The sequence below is a fragment of the Glutamicibacter nicotianae genome (assembly GCF_002797775.1).
GTDB classification, from domain to species: Bacteria; Actinomycetota; Actinomycetes; order Actinomycetales; family Micrococcaceae; genus Glutamicibacter; species Glutamicibacter nicotianae.
In genome coordinates, this window is record NZ_PGEY01000001.1 from 1,457,699 (window position 1) to 1,477,737 (window position 20,039).

Consider the following 20,039-nt stretch of genomic DNA (forward strand, 5'->3'; position numbering starts at 1 on the left):
GGGTCCGACGCTGCCGTGCGCGGCTAGCGCTGCGGCTTGGCGTCGGTGCCGGCCTGGATGAACGCGGCGACCGAAGCGCGCGGATCGGCGTGCTTCACCAGCGCCTCGCCCACGAGGATCGCGTCGGCGCCGGCCGCACCGTACTGGGCAACCTGCTCGGTGGATTCCACACCGGATTCGGCGACGATCACCGCCTCGGACGGCAGCAGCGGTGCGAGCTTGCCGAAGGTGGCCGGATCGACGTCCAGCGTCTTCAGGTTGCGCACATTCACGCCGATGATCTTCGCCCCGGCCTTGATGGCGCGGGCGATCTCTTCCTCGGTGTGGGTTTCCACCAGGGCGTTCATTCCCAGCTGGTGAGTCAATTCTAGGAAAGATGCCAGCAATTCATCATTCAGCGCCGCAACAATGAGCAACACGAGGTCAGCGCCGTGCGCGCGGGCTTCATAGATCTGGTACTCGTCGACCGTGAAATCCTTGCGCAGCACCGGGATCTGCACGGCGGCGCGCACCGCATCGAGATCCTGGAGCGAACCGCCGAAGCGTCGCGCTTCGGTCAGCACGGAAATCACCGAGGCGCCACCGGCTTCGTACTCGGCGGCCAGGACGGCGGGCTCCGGGATGTCGGCCAGCGCGCCCTTGGACGGGGACTTGCGCTTTACCTCGGAGATTACACGCAGCGTGGTGTCGCGGGCGGCCTGATCGGTGTGGCCGCCCAGCGCGGCGAACGCATCACGTGCAGGGGCGGCTGCCGCCGCTGCCTGCTTGATCGCTTCCAGGCTGGTGATTGCGCGACGGGCGCCCAGGTCTTCCCGGACGCCCGCGATGATGTCATCAAGAACAGTCAATTTAGTGCGATGCTCCACTGCGAGCGCCACCGACGCCGAATCCGGCTGCCTTCAGGATCCAGCCCAGCAACAGGCCGACTACGACGATGCCGCAACCGACCCAGACGATGGACCAGGCGAGGTAGGCGAAGGCGATGCCTGCCACGATTGCACCTACAATCATGGTCAGCACGCAGGCCCACGCTGCGATGGAGTTGCCGTGGCCAATCTCTTCGGTGTAAACCGGATCGATCTCGGTGTTCTGCGACATGTTCGATGTCTCCTCATGTTGTATGCTGCGCCCCGGCAGGGCGTTGCTGCCGAAGGACGTTGGTCTTCAGGTTCCATTCTGCCACCTGCGCGCGAGAACCTCCTATTCCAGGGGCCTTCGTTGCGCGCCGGTGGTGCGAATCACGCTCGGCCCTGGGCTATTTCCCGCCAGCGGTCGGGTCTTCGCCCTGCGAGAGCTGCTCCCAGCTGGCGATATTGCGCGAGGACTGGTCCTTGGGCTCCACGCTGGCCTTGGCCGCTTGCCGGTCGTACTTGCTGGCCTTCGCGGGCCAGCGTCCGGCAAAGACCAGCACCAGCACCGCCTGCAGCACGATCAGCACGCCGGCAATCACCGCTACCGCCGGCCACGCGGTGAGCGCGTACTCGCCGGCGTTCTGGGCCAGGCCGGTGGCTTCGGCCACGGCGGTGGAGGCCACGGCCTGCGGGTCGCGCAGCGCGCCAATGCCGGCGGTGATCACCGTGGCGCCGGCGAGCAGGCAGATCGCCGCGATGATGTAGCGGGCGATCTTCCCGGCGATCAGCAGCGCCAGCGAACCGGCCAGCACCACCACGCAGACCGCGGTGACCGAGGCGGCCGCGGTCGCCCCGTCAACGACAATCTGCGGGATCTGCACGGAGCTGGAGGCCACATCAACGGTGATCCAGGTCCGGGTGGCCGACCAGAGGCCGATCAGTGCGCCGGCCAGGCCGAAAAGTGCAAGGCTGCGGGCGCTGGTCAATTTCTTCACTTCGCTTCACCTGATTCGGTGTTGATGGTGTGGGCGGCACGCATGGACTGCGCGGCCCAGACGGCGCGCAGCGGGGCGGCCGCCTTGTTCACGGTTTCCAGTGCCTCGTCGGCGAACTTCGAGTCGTTCACGATGCCGCCGCCGGCCTGGACGTAGGCGCGATCCCCCTTGAGCAGGGCGGAGCGGATGGCGATGGCCATGTCCATGTCGCCGGCGAAGTCCAGGTAGCCGACCACGCCGCCATAGATGCCGCGGCGGTACGGCTCGTACTCGTCGAGCAGCTGCAGGGCGCGGGGCTTCGGCGCTCCGGAGAGCGTGCCGGCCGGGAAGGTCGCGGCGAGCACGTCGTAGGCGTCCACGTCGTCGCGGGTCTTGCCGACCACATTGGAGACCAGGTGCATGATGTGGCTGAAGCGCTCAACCTCCATGAACTGGGTGACTTCCACGGTGCCGGCCTTGCACACCCGCGAGAGGTCGTTGCGCGAGAGGTCCACGAGCATCAGGTGCTCGGCGCGTTCCTTCTCGTCGTTGACCAGCGACTTCTCATGCAGCTGGTCGTCCTCGTAGTTGGCCCCGCGCGGCCGGGAGCCAGCGATCGGGTGCGTGACCACGTGCGAGTCGTTCACCGTGACCAGCGCTTCTGGCGAGGAGCCGACGATCTCGAAGCGTTCGCCGTCCTCGTTGACGAAGTTGAACAGGTACATGTACGGGCTCGGATTGGTTGCGCGCAGCACCCGGTAGACATCCAGCGCTTCGGCCTGGGTTTCCAGCTCGAAGCGGCGCGAAACGACGATCTGGAAGACCTCTCCGTCCACGATCGCGGTCTTGGACTTGGCCAGCGCCGCCAGGTATTCGTTCTCGTCCCAGGAATGGGTGACTGCGTCCATCAGGGTTTCGCGCGGCACATCGGTGCCGGTGAGCACCGCCGCGGCCGAATCCACCGGCACCGCGAGCTGGTCGAGCATCGCCTGCAGGCGGGCGACGGCGCCGTCGTAGGCCGCATCGACGTTCTCGTCGCTGCCATTGAAGTTGATGGCGTTGGCGATCAGCGTGACCGTGCCTTCGGCCGCATCATGGGCCGCCATGTCGGCGACCAGGTTCATGCTCAGCTCGGGCAGGTTCAGGTCGTCCGCCGGAGGGTTCGGCAGCTTCTCCCAATGGCGCACGCATTCCCAGCCGATGAAGCCGACCATGCCGCCGGTCAGCGGAGGCATGCCGGGAACCGGTTCGGTTTTCAGCGCACGCACGGTATCGCGCAGCACCTCCACGCCGGCCCCGCCGGTGGACAGGCCCGCTGGAGCGTTGCCCTGCCAGTAGGCTTCTCCCCCGCGGGTGCTCAGCGTGGCCGGCGAGTTCACCCCGATGAACGAGTAGCGGCTCCAGACGCCGCCCGGGGCCGCCGACTCCATCAGGAAGGTGCCGGGCCGCCCCTGTGCCAGCGTGCGATACAGGCCGATCGGCGTGAGCGAGTCGGCCAGCACGGTGATGGTGACCGGGATGACGCGGCGGTTCGCGGCCATGGCGCGGAAGGACTCGCGGGACGGGGAAATCTTGCCAAGGGTTTTCATCAATGTTCTTCTTCTACGTGTTCTTCGAGCCGGTGCTGCAACGCTCAGCTGGGTGCGGAATTCGCGGCGCCCGCCTGCTGCTGGTGCCGGTGCGTCGGCAGTCCTACTCGGGACGGTGGCCCACCACGGCCGGCAATTCGCGATCGGTGAAGCAGGATTCGGTGCCGGTGTGGCAAGCGGCGCCCACCTGGTCGACCTGGACGAGCAGCGCGTCGCCGTCGCAGTCCAGGGCCACGGACTTCACGAACTGGTAGTGGCCGGAGGTGTCGCCCTTGCGCCAGTACTCCTGGCGGGAACGCGAATAGAAGGTGACCCGGCCGGTGGTCAGCGTGCGGTGCAGCGCTTCATCGTCCATCCAGCCGAGCATCAAGACCTTCCCGGAATCGTACTGCTGCGCGATGGCGGCAAACAGGCCATTGGCATCGCGCTTGAGGCGAGAGGCGATCTCCGGGTCGAGGCTGTGGGATTCAGGGCTCGGAATCGAGCCGTCGTTAGAAGTAGGCATCCCCATTAGCATACTGGTTTTCCGCGGAATCCTGAGACCTGTGACGTACCGCTCGTCGACGCGCCATGCCGACTGGGCGACACCTCTCTCGCCTTGCACAATTAGTCAGTTGGAGCGTGCTAGTTTCAGAAGTGATGCACTTAGTTCAGGCTTCCAGACTTGCGTTGGCCGAGACCCTGCTTGCGGCAGGACCTACCGCCGACACCCTTTGCGACGGTTGGCAAACCCGCCATCTCGCCGCGCACCTCGTGTTGCGCGAAAGCTCGCTGCTTTCCGCCGGCACGTTCTTCAAGCCGCTTTCCAAGAAGCTTGAAGCGAAACTGAACCAGATGGTGGTCGCGGCGCAGACCCCGGAAGGCTACGCGAAATTGGTCCGCAGCTTCCGCTCGGGCCCGCCCGCGTTCTCGCCGTTCGCCATCGACAAGGTCAACCAGTCGGCGAACCTCTCGGAATTCTTCATCCATACCGAGGATGTTCGCCGGGCCCGCGGCCAATGGGCTCCGCGGGTGCTGGACAAGGAGTACACAGAACTGCTTTGGCAGTCGCTGACCCGCATGTCCCGGCTGCTGTTCCGCCACGCGCCCATCGGCATTATTCTCACGCGTCCCGATGGCCAGCGCCATGTTGCCAAGAAGGCGCCGAACGCTGTGTCCATTACCGGACCGGTCACCGAGCTGATGATGTATTCGTTCGGCCGCATCGATCAGAGCCTCGTCTTGTTCGAGGGCGGCGAAACCGCATTGGAAATCGTCAAGGGATTCAAGCCGGGGCTGTAGCACTCCCCCCGGTTTTCCACATTCGTGGGTGGGCCGTCCATGTTCGCTTCGCACCAGCCTAGGATTTCGAGCAATCGATACCCAACGGCTTCGGAGCTTGAACATGAATACCCAGAAAATTGTTCGCCGTTACTCTAGTGCTGCTATCTCTGCAGTCCCCGCTTTCGTCCTGATCGCCTTGATATCGGCGTTGTTCATGTCCATTGCACCGGACGAACCCGCATCTTCGGCTGCATCGCCGGCTAATCCCAATACAGTGGAGACGACGCCACCCAGCGAACCGAACCCTTCAGATTCGGCAAGCATCTTGCATGAAAAAACGGATTATGGGGCGCGAGAAGCCGCAAGGCGCTTCTTCCAATTGCTCGATGAAGAAATCATTTATCGCACCCCCGCCGACTTCGCGCCAATTGTTACCGGCACATGCGAAGCAGAGCGATGCTGGAAGAGGTTCCAAGAGCAAGATGACTTGAGAACGGGGCCAGAAGACATCCAGATCGGGGGCTACCATTTCCTGCACGTGAACTACATTGTCCGGGTCGACAGCGACAAGGCCTACCTGATGGGAGAACTCACCTTGTCCGAAGGCTATCTGCTGCTTCCAGATCAGGAAGTCAATTCGTTCGAGGAAAAGAATCTGGGTGAGATCACCATAGGACTTGAGTATACCGACACCGGGTGGAAGGTCGCTGATGTCTCGCTTGATGATCCACCTTCGGCGACGCAGCGCGACACTTGAGCCTGGATTCATTCGAACCAGTTACACTGCTCAGTTCTACGCTGACGCCAATGCCGGCAGCGGATGGCCAGGATGTTCATCTCTGCACGTATCAGCAGTATCAATAGCGGTGGATGTTCACAGAGAATCTGAAATAGGCTGTGGGAAGTTTTCCACAGATTCGTCGAAAACTCTCCACTTTCTTGAAACACGGGCATAGGATGGCGCAAAACCTCGCATTCCCGATGATCATGGAGAGTTCGAATGGACACGCGGAAAATTGCAGTTGTCGCGTCGGTTGCAGCAGTTGCACTCGCACTGTCAGGCTGCAGTACAGGGAGTGCCGAAGGACAGGGAAACTCGCCGTCCGCAGTAAGCAAGATGTCACCAGCTCCGGATTCGACGACAAAGAATCCATCACCCTCGAAAAACAATACGTACAGGCCTGCGTCGCCCGAGGGGCCCGCAGAAAATGTTCCCGTCCCAAAACTGCCAGCACTGGCAAAAGAATACAGCGAAGACGGTGCGGCTTCGTTCTCCAAATTCTATTTTGATCTCGTGAACTATGCCATTGAGACTAATAATGCAGGTCCTATAAAAAAGGTCACCACAAAAGAATGCATAGTGTGCGGTGTTTCAATTATCGATGAAGCTACAGAAGCTAAGAAACTAGGGAAATGGCATGTTGGCGGAAAACACCACCCACAAATTCTCGATTCCTATATATCCGGGGAGAACCTAGCGGTGGTAACAGTTGAATATACCGCTGACAAAGCCGAAATTTATCTCGTCCCAAACGAACCAGATTCCAAAATGGACAAGTTAGAGCCAACTACTGTAGCCGTGGGCCTGGAATTTGACCATGGCTGGAAAGTATACAGAATAATCGGTGCCGAATAATGAAGCTGCAATCTTCAAATAAACTGACAATGCTCATTGCATTCTGCGTCAGCATTCCGGCTGTTTTGGGCATGCAGGCTCCTATCGACCCTGCCAACAAGGAAGATCACGGCATTCGAATGCTTCCGGAATCAATTCACGAAGATCATGACAACAAGGAAAACTTCAACTACAAGGTGAAGCCGCAGAATCCACAACCCAAAAAACAACGACCCCGGGACGCTTCACCCAAAGAGAAGTTCTCTATCCGAGATTACGAGAGTTGTGACCCAAACACCTCAAACGCTCGATTCTGTAGGAGTATACCTGAAGAAGGAACCTGCCCAGACGGATCGGCACCGATTTACCGGCAGGTTCTCGACGCTCAAGGACGTGTAGTTCGTCAGTATCGTTACTGCCCTGGTGAACCACCGAAAATTGCATTACCTAAAGAAACAATCACCCAGGAAATCATAATTGATATAAACAAATTCAAAGAATATCCCATAATTCCTTCGAAGATTATTAGCAATCCAACTAAATTTTCCTTGAAGAACGGCAATACGCATTTCATGGCTACCGAGGAATTTCAATCTTTCTCCTCTAGCCTCTCAGGATCAAAAATACGAATAAAGGCGATTCCGATTCAATGGAATTGGAACTATGGTGACGAGACCACTCGAAATCTTAATTTTCCTGGCGAACCTGCACCGAACCATACTTTGAGAGATGAAACCCCTACGAGTCATTCTTATAGCGAGACTGGCAAGTTCAAAGTCGAGGTTACCACCCTCTACCGGGGAGAATTCAGCGTTGATGGGGGCCCATGGCAGGCCATACCCGGTCAAGCCGCCGTCGCAAGCACACCGATTGAAATCGACGTTTGGCGCACCGAGAAGGAGCTCATCGCCAACGAGTAGCCGAGTACAGCTGAGGCCCAGCACCTTGTGGTGCTGGGCCTCAGGCTTGGATCCTAGCGAACTGGGTAGCCAGCTTCGCGGATGGACTGTTTGACCTTGGCGATCATGTCCTTTGGACCGAAGTGGAAAATCGAGGCTGCCAAGACTGCGTCGGCACCCGCTTCAATCGCTGGAGGGAAGTCCTCAGGCTTTCCCGCGCCACCCGATGCGATCAGCGGAACCGAGACCTCGGCGCGAACCGCACGGATCATTTCCAGGTCGAAGCCGTCCTTGGTGCCGTCAGCGTCGATCGAGTTCAGCAGGATCTCCCCCACGCCTCGTTCGGCAGCTTCCTTCGCCCAGGCTACGGCGCACATGCCGGTGCCCGTACGACCGCCATGGGTAGTGACCTCGTAGCCCGATGCGATCGACGGATCATCGGTGCGGCGCGCGTCCAGGGACAGCACGAGCACCTGGGAGCCGAAGCGCTGGGTGATCTCGTTGATGACCTCGGGACGGTTCACCGCCGCGGTATTGATCGAGGCTTTGTCGGCACCGTTGCGCAGTAGGCGATCCACGTCTTCAGCAGTGCGGACGCCACCGCCCACGGTCAGCGGGATGAAGACTTCTTCTGCGGTGTGACGGACCACTTCGTAGGTGGTTTCACGGTCCGAACTGGATGCGGTGACATCCAGGAAAGTCAGTTCGTCGGCACCTGCGTCATTGTAGCGGCGGGCAAGTTCAACTGGATCGCCAGCATCGCGAAGACCCGCGAAGTTGACGCCCTTGACGACACGGCCGGCATCGACATCGAGGCAAGGAATAACACGAATTGCAACGCTCATCAGCGGAATTTCCTTGTCTACTTAGATCCGGCAGGCGTGAATCTGGCTGACCAAGATGGCGCGTGCGCCAACGTCATACAGCTCGTCCATGATGTTATTGGTCTGCGATTTCTTGACCATGGCGCGCACGGCGACCCACTCGGAGTTGGCAAGGTCCGACACAGTTGGCGATTCCAGGCCTGGTGTCAGTGCACAGGCCTTGTCAGCCAGTTCGCGGCGTACGTCGTAGTCGAGCATGACGTACTGGCGGGCGACAAGCACCCCGTTGAGGCGGCGGATCAGCACATCCAGGCCGGATGGCTTGTGCCCGACACGGCCAATCATGACCGCTTCGGAGTTCAGCAGCGGATCGCCGAAGATCTCCATGCCGGCGGCCTTGATGGTGTTGCCAGTTTCCACGACGTCGGCAATTGCATCGGCTACGCCAAGTCGGACAGAGGACTCGATGGCGCCATCAAGACGGACGATCGAAGCTTCGATGCCCGACTTCTCGAGGTAGTGGCGCAGCAGCACGTCGTAGCTGGTGGCAATGCGCTTGCCATTGAGCTGCTGGGCATCGTTGAACGCGCCAACCGGGGCAGCGAAGCGGAAGGTCGACTTTCCGATGCCCAGCGAGAGCTGCTCTTCGACAGCGTCGTCCACATCTGCATCGAGGTACAGGTCGCGACCGGTGATGCCTACGTCCAGGATTCCGCGGCCGACATAGACAGCGATATCGCGGGGACGCAGATAGAAGAATTCGACTTGGTTGTCCTCGTCGACCAGGACCAGTTCGCGGGAATCGCGGCGCTGGAGGTAGCCGGCTTCCTTGAACATGGTGGAAGCGATTTCGGACAAGGCACCCTTGTTGGGTAGGGCTACGCGGAGCATTTTTGACTCGTTTCGTCATGAATGGCGCTGCGGCGATTAGCCATAAACAAGCGCCAAGGATTAATTCGTTGGCCGTTGTTTCTGCCGCCGTGCGTTGACTGCGGCCTGATCGGCAATGGATCAGGCCGCAGTCGCGCGACGGCTATAGATGCTTGTAAACGTCGGCCAAGGTCATGCCCTTGGCGATCATGAGAACCTGCAGGTGGTACAGCAACTGGGAGATTTCCTCCGCCGCGGCCTCATCGGTTTCGTACTCCGCAGCCATCCAAACTTCGGCGGCTTCCTCGACGATCTTCTTGCCGATGCCGTGGACACCAGAGTCGAGTTCGGTGACGGTACGTGAGCCTTCCGGGCGGGATTGTGCCTTGAGCGATAGTTCGCTGAAGAGCTCGTCAAAAGTTTTCACGGAACTAATCCTAGCTGTTTTCTTGACCGGGGCCGTATTCTGGTGCCCCTTTGTGACAGGGCTACCCCGCGGCTAAGGCAGTGCGGCGACCGTCATCACGGCAGCCGAGTAGGCTTCATACCCCTTGTCTTCGCTGGAGTTTTCCAAGCCAGCGCGGTCTAGGGCCTGCTCTTCGTTATCGCAGGTGAGCACGCCGAAACCGATAGGGGTTTTGGTGTCCACACTCACATTGGTTAAGCCGTTGGTCGCTGCCATGCAGACATAGTCGAAGTGCGGGGTTCCGCCGCGGATGACCACACCCAGTGCGATGACTGCGTCGTAGTCTCCGGCGAGGGTGGAAGCCGCGACCGGCAGCTCGAAAGTGCCCGGTACCCGAATCAGGGTGGTGCTGGATTCCAGGCCGGCGTCCTTGGCGGCGCGCTGGGCACCGTCAATCAGTCCGTTCATGATCACTTCGTGCCAGCTGGCGGCGACGATGGCCACCTTGAGCTGGGAGAACTTCTCGTCACTGGCCAGGGCGGCCAGCTGTTCGCTGACGTCGGTTGGTGCGCCATGCTTGCTCATCTTGATGCTCCTTGGTTCTTCTGGATTCGTCGTGTTCAGGCGCCGTGGTAGGCGTCGGATTGCTGGTCATCGTCGGTATCGGGCAGGTCCAGATGGTGGCCGAAGCGAATCTGCTTGGTCCGCAGGTAGGCGGAGTTCTGCTCGCGCGGCGCGATCTGCAGGCCGACCAGCTCGGCCACCTTGATTCCCGCGTCGTTCAGTTGTTGCTGCTTGTCCGGATTGTTGCTCAGCAAGCGGATCTCGTCCAGGCCCATGGCCTTGAGAATTGCGGCGACGGCGAAGTATTCGCGGGCGTCGGCCGGGAATCCCAGATGCAAGTTGGCGTCCAGGGTGTCCATGCCGTCTTCCTGCAACGCGTAGGCGCGCAGCTTGTTGGCCAGCCCGATGCCGCGGCCTTCATGCCCGCGGATGTAGATGATGTGGCCGCCTTCGCGGGCGATGGCTTCCAGCGATGCATGAAGCTGTTCGCCGCAGTCGCAGCGGTAGGAGCCGAAGATGTCCCCGGTGAGGCATTCCGAATGGATGCGCACCAGGTTGCCCGGCGCGCCGCCATTGGGACCTTCATGGCTGAGCACGATGTGCTCGTGGTTCTCTGCGGTGGCTGCTCTGGCGGTGAAGTCCCCGAAGGCGGTAGGCAGCTTGATCGGGTCGGTCAGCTCGATCTCGTCATTGACCCGGCGCCAGCGGGCCAGGTCGTCAATGGAGATCAGTGGCAGGTCGTGTTCGGCGGCGAAGACCCGCAGGTCATCCAGGCGCATCATTTCGCCGTCGTCCTTGGTGATCTCGCCGATCACGCCCACCGGTTCCAGCCCGGCGGCCTGGCACAGATCCACTGCTGCTTCGGTGTGGCCCCGGCGTTCGAGCACTCCCCCGGCTGCGGCGCGCAGCGGGAAGATGTGGCCCGGTCGGGAGAGCTGGGACGGCTGGGTGTCCGGGTCGGCCAGCAGGCGGCTGGTCAGCGCACGATCGGCGGCTGAAATTCCGGTGGTGATGCCTTCGGCGGCATCGCAGGTGACGGTGAAGGCGGTTCCCTTGGCGTCCTGGTTGATGCCGACCATCGGTGCCAGGCGCAGCGCGTCGGCACGTTGGGCGCCGAGCGGCACGCAGATCACCCCCGAGGTGTAGCGGATGGTGAAGGCCATCAGTTCGGCCGTGGCGTGCTGGGCGGCGAAGATGATGTCGCCTTCGTTCTCGCGGTCTTCGTCGTCGACAACGACAACTGCACGACCCGCGGCAAGGGCCGCCAGCGCGGTTGGGATGGAATCAAGCGTTGACGTAGCCATTACTGCTGGCCTCCGAATTCATTCAGGCGTGCCACGTACTTAGCGAGCACGTCGACCTCGATATTGATCTTGTCGCCGACTTGTCGGGTGCCCATGGTGGTTTCGGCGAGGGTGATCGGGATGATGCCGACCTCGACCCAGTGGTTGCCTGCATCGGCCGCCGGGGAGACCGCGGTGATGGTCAGCGAGATGCCGTCCAGCGCAATGGAGCCCTTTTCAGCGGTCAGCGGCGCGTACGCGTCGTCGATGCCGATGCGGAAGGTGGTCCACTGGCCGTGGTCTTCGCGGGCCAGCACCGTGCCGACGGTGTCCACGTGGCCCTGCACCACGTGTCCGTCGAGCCGGCCGCCGGCTGGGGTGCAGCGTTCCAGGTTGACCTGGTCGCCGGTTTTCAGGGCGCCGATGGTGGTGCGGCGCAGGGTTTCGCCCATGACGTCGACGCTGAGCTTTTCCCCGTCCATCTCGGTGGCGGTCAGGCAGACCCCGTTGACGGCCAGTGAGCCGCCCAGGCCCAGGTTGTCGGTGTGGCCCGGGGCGCGCAGGGTCAATACTGCCAGGTCCTTGCCGGTGAAGGTCTCGATGCCTTCGATGACGCCTTGGCCGGTGACAATTCCGGTGAACATGTTTACTCCTTGAAAATTTTGGGGTTGCCGGCGATCAGTCGCGGGGCAGCGGTTCCAGATGCAGGGCAATGTCATCGCCCAGCCTGGCCAAAGACTCGTTGCTGGCCGAATCCAGCCGGAAGCGCCGCGCATCGGCAAGCGTGGCGGTGTTCGGCATGCTGACCGATGAGCTGCCTGCGCCGATCAGCAGCGGCGCCTGGTAGCAGTAGATCTCGTCGGCCAGATCGGCTGCGATGAAGGCCGAGGCGACCGTGGCGCCGCCTTCAACCAGCAAATGGGCCAGGCCCAGCTCATTGGCCCGGGCGATAACCTCGTGCACGTCGTGGCTGCGGACCTGCGCCCAGTCATCACCCTGGGCGAGCGCCAGATCAGCCGGCAGATCCCGCTCGCCCATGACCAGCCGGAAGGGCTGGTGCTCATGCAACTGGCCATCGGGGGTTCGGGCGGTCAACCGCGGGTTGTCGATGATCGCGGTGCTGGTGCCGACGAGGATGCCATCGACTCGCGAGCGCAGGGCGTGCGCGTGATTGCGCGACGCCGTGGACGTGATCCACTGGCTCGTCCCGTCCGGTGCGTTGATCCGGCCGTCGAGCGACTGCGCGATCTTGACAGTGATGAACGGCCGGCCCTCATCCTTGGCGATGAACCAGCGGTGGTTCAGCTGCTTCGCGGCGGAGGAATCAGCCAGCTGGGTGGCCTGGGTTCCGTGGCTGCGCAGGTAGTCGGCGCCTCCGCTGGCGGCGGTGTTGTCGGGGACAGCGTAGTACACGTGGCCAATGCCGGCTTCCACAATGGCCTGGGCGCAGGGACCGGTTCGGCCGGTGTGGTTGCATGGTTCGAGGGTTACTACCATCGTCAGCTCGCGGGCCTTGGCCGCAGGCATCTTGCCCAGTCGGCGCAGTGCGTCGATCTCGGCGTGCGGGTGCCCGGCACCGATATGGAAACCGGTGGCAATGATATTTCCCTCTGCATCCAAAACGCAGGCGCCGACCAGCGGGTTGGCTCCGCGGTGGCCCCGACCGGCGGTTTCCAGCGCAGTGCGCAATGCCGCGTCGAGCTGCTGGGTCGTGATCATGGTGCTATTCCTTTCAGCGTTTGCGCGAAATAGTCGGATCGAGCATTTCGGTTTCGATCTGGGGTTTGGCACCGCGCTTGGAATTGGCCCAGACGAAGAAGCCGACCAGGGTGAATGCGCCGTAGAACAGGTACATGAAGGCGCTGGCGTAGTATCCGGCGGAGAACAGCAGGGGCACGCCCACTGCGTCGACGGCAACCCAGATCAGCCAGAATTCCACCCAGCCCTTGGCCATGCCGTAGGTTGCGAGCAACGAGCCTACGAAGGTCCAGGCATCCGCCCAGACCGGCTCATAGGATCCGAGCATGCGGAAGATCGGGGTCAGTGCGACGGTGCCGAGGATCAGCACGGCAATCAGGCCCAGTCGGGTCTTGCCGGACGCCCATTGCGGGGTCACCGCGCTGCCGGTGCCGTCCTTGGCCTGCTTCCAGCGGTACCAGCCGAAGACCGATACGGCAATGAACATGATTTGGCGGCCTGCTTGGCCCCAGAGATTGGCTGTGTAGCCGGTATCGAAAATGCTGCCCAGGAAGACCGTCAGCAGCAGGAGGTTGCCGACTATGCCAATGGGCCAGGCCCAGACTTTGCGGCGCATGCCGCCCACGGCGCTGGCCAGGCCGAAAATATTGCCTACGACTTCGCGCACCAGCAGTGCCGACGAGCCGATCGCAATTTGTGAGTTGAAAGCTTCAATGAGCCACCGCAGGAAATCCATCATTCCACCCTTCTCGAAGCGGCGGCTCCGGGGGTGTGCATTTGATGGGCCTGTGGCTCTGCTTTAGAAGATAGCCCCTGTGAGGGCTACCGGCAGTACCAAAAGGCATATCAAATTCGTGCTTCTCCCATCCAGACTTTAACTGTCGGTACTGGAATTCCACCAGTTCAACCGTTCCCTCAGCTTGTGGCTTTGGTTGCGGGTCGCGGACTATGACCGCCGGTTCGGACTTTCACCGACCCCGGAGCACGTATTCGTGTTTACTGAAAACATTCTGGCACACTTTGCGTGGTCCTAGTGACCACCCAGCGCAAGATTGCGTAATACGTCGATTTCCACCGATGGCTCTTCTGCCGAGTACACCGCGGAACCGGCAACGAAGACATCCGCTCCGGCTTCGGCGGCACGCAAGATCGTGTCGCGCGAAATGCCGCCGTCGACCTGCAGGGCAATGGGCTTGCCGCTGCCGTCAATGGCTGCGCGGGCGCGCTTGATCTTCGGAAGGACCAGATCCAGGAACTTCTGCCCGCCGAAACCTGGTTCCACGGTCATCAGCAGAACCATGTCCAGCTCGCCGAGCATATCCAGGTAGGGTTCGATCGGCGTTGCCGGGCGCAGGGCCATGGAAGCCTTGGCGCCGGCCGACCTCAGTTCGCGGGCCAAGCGGATCGGGGCTGCCGATGCCTCGGCATGGAAAGTTACCGAGTCCACGCCGAGCTGCGCGTATTCCGGGGCCCAGCGATCCGCGTTCTCGATCATCAGGTGCACGTCGATGGGCAGCTTGCTGACCTTGCGCAGCGCATCAACCACCGGCAATCCGAGGGTCAGGTTGGGCACGAAATGGTTGTCCATGACATCCACGTGAACCGCGTCTGCGGTGTGGATGCGTTCCAGCTCGCTGGCAAGGTTCGCGAAATCTGCGGACAGGATCGACGGGTTGATCCGCGCGTTAGGCATGGATGCTCCTCGGAATACTCGGGCTTGGCTAGGCTTTTTTGGTCAGGATAGCCATGAACATGGCATCGGTGCCATGCACATGGGGCCACAATTGCACGGTGCTCCCCTCGGCCAGCGCGTGTCCTGCCGGTGGGGCGTCCTGATGCATCACCGCGGAAACGGCGGCGCTGGTATCAAGCAGAGCAGCATTTTCGTGGCGCTTCAAGAAGTCTTCCACAACCAGGCGGGTTTCCGCCTGGTGCGGCGAACAGGTGACGAAGCCGATGACTCCTCCGACGCGTACCGCGTTGAAGGCGGCGTCGAGCAGCTCGCCTTGCAATTTGGTCAGCTCAGGGATGTCCCGTGGTGCCTTTCGCCAGCGTGATTCCGGGCGGCGGCGCAGTGCACCCAGTCCGGAACATGGCGCGTCGACCATGACGCGGTCGTAGTCCCCCGCATAATCCTCGCCGCCAAAGATGCGTCCGTCTTCGCCGGTGACCATCCAGTAGTCATGCGGCACAGCATCCAAGGAGTTCTCGACCAGCCGGGCACGGTGCGGGGCCGGCTCATTGGCGGTCAAGCGGGCGTCGCGCTGCACGGCGATCGCCGCGAGCAGTGCCGCCTTGCCGCCTGGACCTGCGCACAGATCCAGCCAGTAGCGGTCTTCGCCGGCTGCGGGCAATTCGATAGCCGCCAAGGCGCGGGCCATGACCTGGCTGCCGGCGTCTTGGACGCGCACGGTGCCTTCCTTGACACCAGGCACACGTGAGACGTCGCCGTGCTTGTAGGTGGCAGAATCCGCGAGCAGAGTGCCTCGCTCTGCGCCGGATTCCAGCGCTCCGGACAGATCGCCCAGGCCGGGCAAGGCTACGAGGTTCACCACCGGGGCCAGGTTGTCCGCTTCCAGCAGGGCTTCAAGTTCACTCGCGTCGCGGCCATGGGCGATCAGTGCGCCACGCAGGGCGCGGACAATCCAGTCCGGGTGCGAGTGCTCGATGGCCAGGCGCTCGGAATCCGATGCGGCGGAGTTGCCCAGCTGTTCAGTCCATGCAGCGGCTTCCTGGGCGGACACGCGGCGCAGCACCGCGTTGATCAGGCCGGATGGGCCGGCGCCAATTTGCGCACGAGCCAGCGACACGGTTTCATCCAACGCTGCGTGCTTGGGCACGCGCATGGCCAGCAGCTGGTGGGCGCCCAGGCGCAGCGCATCGAGGATCGCCGGATCCAGCTCGGCCAGCGGGCGGTCGACCAAGGTGGCCAGGATCGCGTCGTAGAAGCCCTGGCCGCGCAGGGCCCCGTAGGCCAGTTCGGTGGCGAAGCCCGCGTCGCGGCGGTCGAGCTGGTATTCGCGGATCATCTTCGGCAGCACCAGGTTGGCGTAGGCATCCGCACTGGATACTTCGCGCAGGGTCTTGAAAGCTACCAGGCGTGCCGGATCGGCCGCGCGCTTGCGCTGCCCGGGTGCGGCTGCTGAATACTTGCGCGGGCCGGACTGGCCGCGGTTGCGGGTACGTCCCTGCTCGTTGCGGCGTACGTTATCGCGGTGTCCACCGCGAGGTTCCTGCCCGCTCATGCGAAGCTCACTTCCGTTCCCTGGGTGAGCACTCCTCGTGCCCAGTCGCTGGCGTTCATCATTTTCTTGCCCGGAGGCTGGATTTCGGTGGGTTGCAGGGCCCAGGTGGCGGTGCCGATGTAAACCTTCGGCTGCTTTCCCGGTTCGATGCGCACTTCGCCCGGTGCAAGGTCGGTGATCTCACGGTGCTCACGCAGCGGGCCGAACTTGAAACGCTTGTCCTCGACCTTGACCCAGGCACCAGGGGCAGGAGTGGTTCCGTGGGCGCGCCGGCGGATTTCGGTGGCGGTCCGGGTGAAGTCCAGTTCCGCATCCACGTCGGTAATCTTCGGTGCGTAGGTGTGCGATCCGGCCTGGGGAACGGCAACGGCCTGGCCTGAAGCCAATGCCTGCAGGGTCTGCACCAGCAGCGTCGACCCGGAACGGCTGAGACGTTCGAGCATGATGCCTGCGGTGTCCAGCTCACCGATGCTCTCGGTGACTTGCCCGAAGACTGGTCCGGTATCAAGGCCGGTTTCCAGCTGGAAGGTGACTGCGCCGGTGATGTCGTCGCCGTTGATAATGGAATGCTGCACCGGAGCTGCGCCCCGCCAGTGCGGCAACAGCGAGAAGTGCAGGTTGATCCAACCATGGGTTGGGACGGCCAAGGCCGCTTCTGGCACTAGTCCCCCGTAGGCGACGATGGCCGCGGCTTCAAGGTCCAACGCTGCAAGTTCAGCCGTTGTTTCTTCGGTGATCTTGGCGGCCTTGATGATCGGCAAGCCAAGTTCTTCGGCTCGGGCAGCGACCGGCGAGGGGGTCAATATGCGTTTTCGACCCAACGGAGCATCGGGACGGGTGAGCACTGCGGCAATTTCAAAGCCGGCTTCGTGCAGGTAGTCCAGGGAGGTGACAGCGACCTGTGGCGTGCCGGCGAACAAAATACGCATGAGCTAGAACCCCAATCCTGCGCCAAAGCTGGAGCCGAGGGCCCCTGATCGTTTTTTCACCGTGGCGTTGGCGGTCTGCGAGTAGTTGTTGGCCCGCAAGGTGCGCCACGCCGCTTTCTTTTCTTCTGGTTCCAGCCGGTCCAGGAACAGAATGCCGTCCAGGTGATCAGTTTCGTGCTGGAAGCAGCGGGCGAGCATGTCGGAACCTTCGATTTCCACCGGATTGCCGAACTTGTCGAAGCCGGTCGCCTTGACGTGGCGCCGGCGTCGAACTGGCGCTGCAATGCCCGGGATGGACAGGCAGCCTTCTACCTGGTCGTCCTGGTAATCGTCGCTGAGCTCCAGCACCGGGTTCACGATATGTCCGCGTTCTTCGCCAATTTGGTAGGTGAAGACGCGCAGGGACACGCCAACTTGAGGCGCGGCGAGGCCTGCACCTGTGACGTTTTCCATCGTCTGGTCCATGTCTTCGACGAGCTTCTGGAGCTCCGGGCCAAAGTCGGTCACCTCCTGCGCTGGTGTGCGTAGAACGGGGTCTCCGATGATCCGAATTCCCAAAATCGCCATAATCCGCTGGTACCTTCCCTGCCGTGGATATTGGTATTAGGTTTCGCAATGCCGAAAGCTAACCGTTCCAGTCTACGCGGTGAAGGGAGGGCTTTACTGAGCTGGCGGCGTGATTTCGACCAGTGAAGCACGCGACTGGGCAATCTTGAATGCAGCTTCCCAGTTCCGCCGCAAAGCATAGAACTTCGACCAGTAGTCGGGCAATGCCGGCGGCGGTGCCATGAAGGTCCGCGAACCGGTCTCGCCAAGGGCCACAGCGAGCAGCATCGTGTCGGTGCCGTATCCCCACTCTTTCCATGCGCCGCGCTCGGCATCCACGACTTGCTCTTCTGCCTTGCAAGCGGCCGCCAGCTGCATGATGACTTTGTCATCGGGGCGCTTGACGAAGCCGTCCCGATCGGTGTTTTTGGTCTTGTAGTCCACGAGGGAGGTTCGGCCGCCGATCTTTGCGACCAGGTCAATGGTGCCCGCGTAGCCGACACTGTGATTCCATACCGTCACCTCTGCGGCAATGGGCTGGACATTGTAGTCATCCCACCATTGGTCAAAGTGGCGCGCGAACCCCAACTCGTTGTTCGCTTCGAGCGCGGCTTGGGCTGCTTCCAAATCATGTTCCAGATCCAGCGCCCGCAGTGCTCGCTGCTCAGCGTAGTTATGCACTCGATCACCGCGGGCCGCGGCGGAGTCCCGATAGGCCTCGGCAGCACCGGCGGCATCGCGTATCAGGGAACGCAACTGGCCACGGTCACCCACTGCGTGCACCAGTCGATGATCGTCCGAGAGTGCCTTGGCCGCCATGTACCCGGCCCAACCTGACAGGTCCAGCTTGTCCATGGAGATGACTGTGGTTATGGATGGGACAATCGCTTCGCCTCCGACTTGTCGGCAGTACATGCGGCCCAGGTCTGTTTGAATAGCCAGTTTTGGTGACGTCATGCACACGATCATGGCACGCGCTCGACCTGCTTCGCTCCTAGTCGTACCGGAAAAATGAATTTTCCGCGTAGTTCCGCGGATTTTCGGGCGTGTGAACCAGATCTCAGCGTTTCGATTTGTGGGGATGCGAAAACTCGTATAGAGTTTTTACTCGTTGGAGCGAACGGAAACGTTCAGTAAACAACACATTTTGCGGACATAGCTCAGCTGGTAGAGCGCAACCTTGCCAAGGTTGAGGTCGCGAGTTCGAACCTCGTTGTCCGCTCGCAAAAAGATTCACCGACTAGGTAAAACTAGTCATTCTGACTCCGGTCAGTATGGTGGGGTGGCCGAGAGGCGAGGCAGCGGCCTGCAAAGCCGTATACGCGGGTTCGAATCCCGTCCCCACCTCGCAATGAAGATTGCTGATCTTTTTAGCGCGATTGGCGCAGCGGTAGCGCGCTTCCCTGACACGGAAGAGGTCACTGGTTCGATCCCAGTATCGCGCACGGACTCATGGTTCACCAGACCATGGATCTAATAATTGAATATATGCGGTCATAGCTCAGCTGGTAGAGCGCAACCTTGCCAAGGTTGAGGTCGCGAGTTCGAACCTCGTTGACCGCTCTGTGAATTCAAATTCTGAATTTGGATTCTGTCGAGATTCATTGTGGATCTTCGGCGCGATTGGCGCAGCGGTAGCGCGCTTCCCTGACACGGAAGAGGTCACTGGTTCGATCCCAGTATCGCGCACGGACTCATGGTTCACCAGACCATGGATCTAATAATTGAATATATGCGGTCATAGCTCAGCTGGTAGAGCGCAACCTTGCCAAGGTTGAGGTCGCGAGTTCGAACCTCGTTGACCGCTCCAATAATTGAATACATGCGGTCATAGCTCAGCTGGTAGAGCGCAACCTTGCCAAGGTTGAGGTCGCGAGTTCGAACCTCGTTGACCGCTCAAGATAAAGATGGGAATCACTTTTCGTGATTCCCATCTTTGCTTTACCCATCCTTTCCAGCCACCACCATCAGCATGCCGCGTGAGCGGCAAACCTGTGCACTGCCTGACAGACACCAGCAAAACATCTAGATAGCTGGGGGAAATTTTCGTTTTATGCTTCCACGCATTGGCAAGAGCATCTAGGGTGGTTAGTAGTTGTGGAGCTGAAGGGGTTCCCATAGACGAATGGAGGTGCAGCATGGCAGGATTTGATGATCTGCGTGGCAAGGCAGAGGAATTCGCTAAAGAGAACCCAGAGCAGGTATCCCAGGGTATCGAGCAGGCTGGCGATTTTATCGATGATAAGACCGGCGGCAAGTTCGCAGAGCAGGTAGACGGCGTCCAGGACGGCGCTAACGACTACCTGAACGGCCTTGGTGGAGGCGAAAGCGAGAACAACGAGGGCTAATCTCCTCGCAGTACTCCCCTCGGCTTGCCCGAGCATCCATGGAAGGTACCGACTGAGGTCGGTACCTTCTTTGCTTTATCCTTCGCTTTAGTGTCATATCGTGGAATTAATGCACTCTGGTTTTCGACCGGCCGG

Annotated in this window: 23 protein-coding genes, 7 tRNA genes and 1 riboswitch; of the genes, 12 read left to right on the forward strand and 18 right to left on the reverse strand. The window is 61.2% G+C overall.

The features are described 5' to 3' along the window. Positions 1 to 23: 23 nt before the first annotated feature. The 5 genes from trpC to hisI all read right to left on the reverse strand — a co-directional run bounded on the left by trpC (position 24) and on the right by hisI (position 3,919). Positions 24 to 848, reverse strand: coding sequence for an indole-3-glycerol phosphate synthase TrpC (trpC, locus tag ATK23_RS06675; RefSeq protein WP_066138847.1), 825 nt, complete (start codon positions 846 to 848; stop codon positions 24 to 26). A 1-nt stretch (position 849) separates the two neighbouring features. After that, positions 850 to 1,098: an HGxxPAAW family protein gene (locus ATK23_RS06680; RefSeq protein WP_066138850.1), complete on the reverse strand. Its 249-nt coding sequence runs from the start codon at positions 1,096 to 1,098 to the stop codon at positions 850 to 852. 157 nt (positions 1,099 to 1,255) lie between these two features. Then, positions 1,256 to 1,846: a Trp biosynthesis-associated membrane protein gene (locus ATK23_RS06685; protein WP_066138853.1), complete on the reverse strand. Its 591-nt coding sequence runs from the start codon at positions 1,844 to 1,846 to the stop codon at positions 1,256 to 1,258. Further along, complete coding sequence (locus ATK23_RS06690; protein WP_066138856.1) at positions 1,843 to 3,414, reverse strand: anthranilate synthase component I; 1,572 nt, start codon at positions 3,412 to 3,414, stop codon at positions 1,843 to 1,845. The genes ATK23_RS06685 and ATK23_RS06690 overlap by 4 nt, the downstream gene beginning before the upstream one ends. Positions 3,415 to 3,517: 103 nt before the next feature. Continuing rightward, complete coding sequence (hisI, locus tag ATK23_RS06695; RefSeq protein ID WP_038991804.1) at positions 3,518 to 3,919, reverse strand: phosphoribosyl-AMP cyclohydrolase; 402 nt, start codon at positions 3,917 to 3,919, stop codon at positions 3,518 to 3,520. Positions 3,920 to 4,053: 134 nt separating this feature from the next. Between hisI and ATK23_RS06700 the strand changes: the two genes are divergently transcribed. The 4 genes from ATK23_RS06700 (at position 4,054) to ATK23_RS16285 (ending at position 7,212) form a co-directional block, all read left to right on the forward strand. Further along, positions 4,054 to 4,695, forward strand: coding sequence for a TIGR03085 family metal-binding protein (locus ATK23_RS06700; protein ID WP_038991805.1), 642 nt, complete (start codon positions 4,054 to 4,056; stop codon positions 4,693 to 4,695). A 103-nt stretch (positions 4,696 to 4,798) separates the two neighbouring features. Continuing rightward, positions 4,799 to 5,434, forward strand: a complete 636-nt coding sequence (locus tag ATK23_RS16275) for a hypothetical protein (protein WP_157066330.1) — start codon at positions 4,799 to 4,801, stop codon at positions 5,432 to 5,434. A 243-nt stretch (positions 5,435 to 5,677) separates the two neighbouring features. Then, positions 5,678 to 6,313 carry a DUF6318 family protein gene (locus ATK23_RS16280; RefSeq protein ID WP_157066331.1) on the forward strand — a complete coding sequence of 212 codons (636 nt, stop codon included), beginning with the start codon at positions 5,678 to 5,680 and terminating at the stop codon, positions 6,311 to 6,313. 29 nt (positions 6,314 to 6,342) lie between these two features. Continuing rightward, entirely contained in the window at positions 6,343 to 7,212 is an 870-nt protein-coding gene (locus ATK23_RS16285) for a hypothetical protein (RefSeq protein ID WP_157801639.1), read from the forward strand. Positions 7,213 to 7,265: 53 nt separating this feature from the next. Here ATK23_RS16285 and hisF read toward each other — a convergent pair whose 3' ends face one another. From hisF to ATK23_RS06770, 13 genes are all read right to left on the reverse strand, one after another. Further along, positions 7,266 to 8,036 (reverse strand): imidazole glycerol phosphate synthase subunit HisF, encoded by a 771-nt coding sequence (hisF, locus tag ATK23_RS06710; RefSeq protein ID WP_066138864.1) that lies wholly within the window; start codon positions 8,034 to 8,036, stop codon positions 7,266 to 7,268. A 21-nt stretch (positions 8,037 to 8,057) separates the two neighbouring features. Beyond that, entirely contained in the window at positions 8,058 to 8,906 is an 849-nt protein-coding gene (hisG, locus tag ATK23_RS06715; RefSeq protein WP_038991809.1) for an ATP phosphoribosyltransferase, read from the reverse strand. Positions 8,907 to 9,048: 142 nt separating this feature from the next. Next, positions 9,049 to 9,312 carry a phosphoribosyl-ATP diphosphatase gene (locus tag ATK23_RS06720; protein WP_038991810.1) on the reverse strand — a complete coding sequence of 88 codons (264 nt, stop codon included), beginning with the start codon at positions 9,310 to 9,312 and terminating at the stop codon, positions 9,049 to 9,051. A 72-nt stretch (positions 9,313 to 9,384) separates the two neighbouring features. Next, positions 9,385 to 9,876, reverse strand: coding sequence for a 6,7-dimethyl-8-ribityllumazine synthase (gene ribH, locus ATK23_RS06725; protein ID WP_066138867.1), 492 nt, complete (start codon positions 9,874 to 9,876; stop codon positions 9,385 to 9,387). Between the two features lie 35 nt (positions 9,877 to 9,911). Then, complete coding sequence (locus ATK23_RS06730; RefSeq protein ID WP_066138870.1) at positions 9,912 to 11,159, reverse strand: bifunctional 3,4-dihydroxy-2-butanone-4-phosphate synthase/GTP cyclohydrolase II; 1,248 nt, start codon at positions 11,157 to 11,159, stop codon at positions 9,912 to 9,914. Then, positions 11,159 to 11,782 (reverse strand): riboflavin synthase, encoded by a 624-nt coding sequence (locus tag ATK23_RS06735; protein WP_038991814.1) that lies wholly within the window; start codon positions 11,780 to 11,782, stop codon positions 11,159 to 11,161. The genes ATK23_RS06730 and ATK23_RS06735 overlap by 1 nt, the downstream gene beginning before the upstream one ends. A gap of 34 nt (positions 11,783 to 11,816) precedes the next feature. Further along, the gene (gene ribD / locus ATK23_RS06740; RefSeq protein ID WP_066138873.1) at positions 11,817 to 12,857 is read right to left on the reverse strand and encodes a bifunctional diaminohydroxyphosphoribosylaminopyrimidine deaminase/5-amino-6-(5-phosphoribosylamino)uracil reductase RibD; all 1,041 of its coding nucleotides are present in this window, start codon (positions 12,855 to 12,857) and stop codon (positions 11,817 to 11,819) included. A 13-nt stretch (positions 12,858 to 12,870) separates the two neighbouring features. After that, on the reverse strand, positions 12,871 to 13,572 hold the full coding sequence (pnuC, locus tag ATK23_RS06745) for a nicotinamide riboside transporter PnuC (protein WP_038991902.1): 702 nt from the start codon (positions 13,570 to 13,572) through the stop codon (positions 12,871 to 12,873). Positions 13,573 to 13,687: 115 nt separating this feature from the next. Beyond that, positions 13,688 to 13,825: riboswitch (FMN riboswitch) on the reverse strand. Between the two features lie 41 nt (positions 13,826 to 13,866). Next, the gene (gene rpe / locus ATK23_RS06750) at positions 13,867 to 14,529 is read right to left on the reverse strand and encodes a ribulose-phosphate 3-epimerase (protein WP_066138876.1); all 663 of its coding nucleotides are present in this window, start codon (positions 14,527 to 14,529) and stop codon (positions 13,867 to 13,869) included. 28 nt (positions 14,530 to 14,557) lie between these two features. Further along, on the reverse strand, positions 14,558 to 16,081 hold the full coding sequence (locus ATK23_RS06755) for an RsmB/NOP family class I SAM-dependent RNA methyltransferase (RefSeq protein ID WP_066138879.1): 1,524 nt from the start codon (positions 16,079 to 16,081) through the stop codon (positions 14,558 to 14,560). Then, complete coding sequence (gene fmt, locus ATK23_RS06760; protein ID WP_066138882.1) at positions 16,078 to 17,010, reverse strand: methionyl-tRNA formyltransferase; 933 nt, start codon at positions 17,008 to 17,010, stop codon at positions 16,078 to 16,080. The genes ATK23_RS06755 and fmt overlap by 4 nt, the downstream gene beginning before the upstream one ends. A gap of 3 nt (positions 17,011 to 17,013) precedes the next feature. Then, a complete protein-coding gene (gene def, locus ATK23_RS06765; protein WP_066138885.1) occupies positions 17,014 to 17,577 on the reverse strand; it encodes a peptide deformylase in 564 nt (187 codons plus the stop codon). Positions 17,578 to 17,670: 93 nt separating this feature from the next. Continuing rightward, positions 17,671 to 18,513: a PD-(D/E)XK nuclease family protein gene (locus tag ATK23_RS06770; protein ID WP_066138888.1), complete on the reverse strand. Its 843-nt coding sequence runs from the start codon at positions 18,511 to 18,513 to the stop codon at positions 17,671 to 17,673. 192 nt (positions 18,514 to 18,705) lie between these two features. On the opposite strand from ATK23_RS06770, the gene ATK23_RS06775 reads away from it, so the two are divergent. From ATK23_RS06775 to ATK23_RS06810, 8 genes are all read left to right on the forward strand, one after another. Beyond that, positions 18,706 to 18,778: transfer RNA gene (locus ATK23_RS06775), tRNA-Gly, on the forward strand. Positions 18,779 to 18,832: 54 nt separating this feature from the next. After that, positions 18,833 to 18,903 (forward strand) — tRNA-Cys (locus ATK23_RS06780). A gap of 26 nt (positions 18,904 to 18,929) precedes the next feature. After that, positions 18,930 to 19,001: transfer RNA gene (locus tag ATK23_RS06785), tRNA-Val, on the forward strand. A 45-nt stretch (positions 19,002 to 19,046) separates the two neighbouring features. Further along, positions 19,047 to 19,119 (forward strand) — tRNA-Gly (locus ATK23_RS06790). Positions 19,120 to 19,173: 54 nt separating this feature from the next. Next, a tRNA-Val gene (locus tag ATK23_RS06795) sits at positions 19,174 to 19,245 on the forward strand. Positions 19,246 to 19,290: 45 nt separating this feature from the next. Then, positions 19,291 to 19,366: transfer RNA gene (locus ATK23_RS06800), tRNA-Gly, on the forward strand. A 14-nt stretch (positions 19,367 to 19,380) separates the two neighbouring features. After that, positions 19,381 to 19,453 (forward strand) — tRNA-Gly (locus tag ATK23_RS06805). Between the two features lie 241 nt (positions 19,454 to 19,694). Beyond that, complete coding sequence (locus ATK23_RS06810; protein ID WP_066144493.1) at positions 19,695 to 19,904, forward strand: antitoxin; 210 nt, start codon at positions 19,695 to 19,697, stop codon at positions 19,902 to 19,904. Positions 19,905 to 20,039: the final 135 nt, after the last annotated feature.

Excerpts from the sequence above, each read along its gene's own strand:
- fmt (WP_066138882.1), bottom strand. The coding sequence starts at position 17,010 with ATGCGTATTTTGTTCGCCGGCACGCCACAGGTCGCTGTCACCTCCCTG.
- hisG (WP_038991809.1), bottom strand. The coding sequence starts at position 8,906 with ATGCTCCGCGTAGCCCTACCCAACAAGGGTGCCTTGTCCGAAATCGCT.
- ATK23_RS06730 (WP_066138870.1), bottom strand. The coding sequence starts at position 11,159 with ATGGCTACGTCAACGCTTGATTCCATCCCAACCGCGCTGGCGGCCCTT.
- ATK23_RS06735 (WP_038991814.1), bottom strand. The coding sequence starts at position 11,782 with ATGTTCACCGGAATTGTCACCGGCCAAGGCGTCATCGAAGGCATCGAG.
- ribD (WP_066138873.1), bottom strand. The coding sequence starts at position 12,857 with ATGATCACGACCCAGCAGCTCGACGCGGCATTGCGCACTGCGCTGGAA.
- def (WP_066138885.1), bottom strand. The coding sequence starts at position 17,577 with ATGGCGATTTTGGGAATTCGGATCATCGGAGACCCCGTTCTACGCACA.
- ribH (WP_066138867.1), bottom strand. The coding sequence starts at position 9,876 with ATGAGCAAGCATGGCGCACCAACCGACGTCAGCGAACAGCTGGCCGCC.
- ATK23_RS06680 (WP_066138850.1), bottom strand. The coding sequence starts at position 1,098 with ATGTCGCAGAACACCGAGATCGATCCGGTTTACACCGAAGAGATTGGC.
- ATK23_RS06770 (WP_066138888.1), bottom strand. The coding sequence starts at position 18,513 with ATGACGTCACCAAAACTGGCTATTCAAACAGACCTGGGCCGCATGTAC.
- ATK23_RS16280 (WP_157066331.1), top strand. The coding sequence starts at position 5,678 with ATGGACACGCGGAAAATTGCAGTTGTCGCGTCGGTTGCAGCAGTTGCA.
- ATK23_RS16275 (WP_157066330.1), top strand. The coding sequence starts at position 4,799 with ATGAATACCCAGAAAATTGTTCGCCGTTACTCTAGTGCTGCTATCTCT.
- hisF (WP_066138864.1), bottom strand. The coding sequence starts at position 8,036 with ATGAGCGTTGCAATTCGTGTTATTCCTTGCCTCGATGTCGATGCCGGC.
- hisI (WP_038991804.1), bottom strand. The coding sequence starts at position 3,919 with ATGCCTACTTCTAACGACGGCTCGATTCCGAGCCCTGAATCCCACAGC.
- ATK23_RS06700 (WP_038991805.1), top strand. The coding sequence starts at position 4,054 with ATGCACTTAGTTCAGGCTTCCAGACTTGCGTTGGCCGAGACCCTGCTT.
- ATK23_RS06690 (WP_066138856.1), bottom strand. The coding sequence starts at position 3,414 with ATGAAAACCCTTGGCAAGATTTCCCCGTCCCGCGAGTCCTTCCGCGCC.
- pnuC (WP_038991902.1), bottom strand. The coding sequence starts at position 13,572 with ATGGATTTCCTGCGGTGGCTCATTGAAGCTTTCAACTCACAAATTGCG.
- ATK23_RS06755 (WP_066138879.1), bottom strand. The coding sequence starts at position 16,081 with ATGAGCGGGCAGGAACCTCGCGGTGGACACCGCGATAACGTACGCCGC.
- ATK23_RS16285 (WP_157801639.1), top strand. The coding sequence starts at position 6,343 with ATGCTCATTGCATTCTGCGTCAGCATTCCGGCTGTTTTGGGCATGCAG.
- rpe (WP_066138876.1), bottom strand. The coding sequence starts at position 14,529 with ATGCCTAACGCGCGGATCAACCCGTCGATCCTGTCCGCAGATTTCGCG.
- ATK23_RS06810 (WP_066144493.1), top strand. The coding sequence starts at position 19,695 with ATGGCAGGATTTGATGATCTGCGTGGCAAGGCAGAGGAATTCGCTAAA.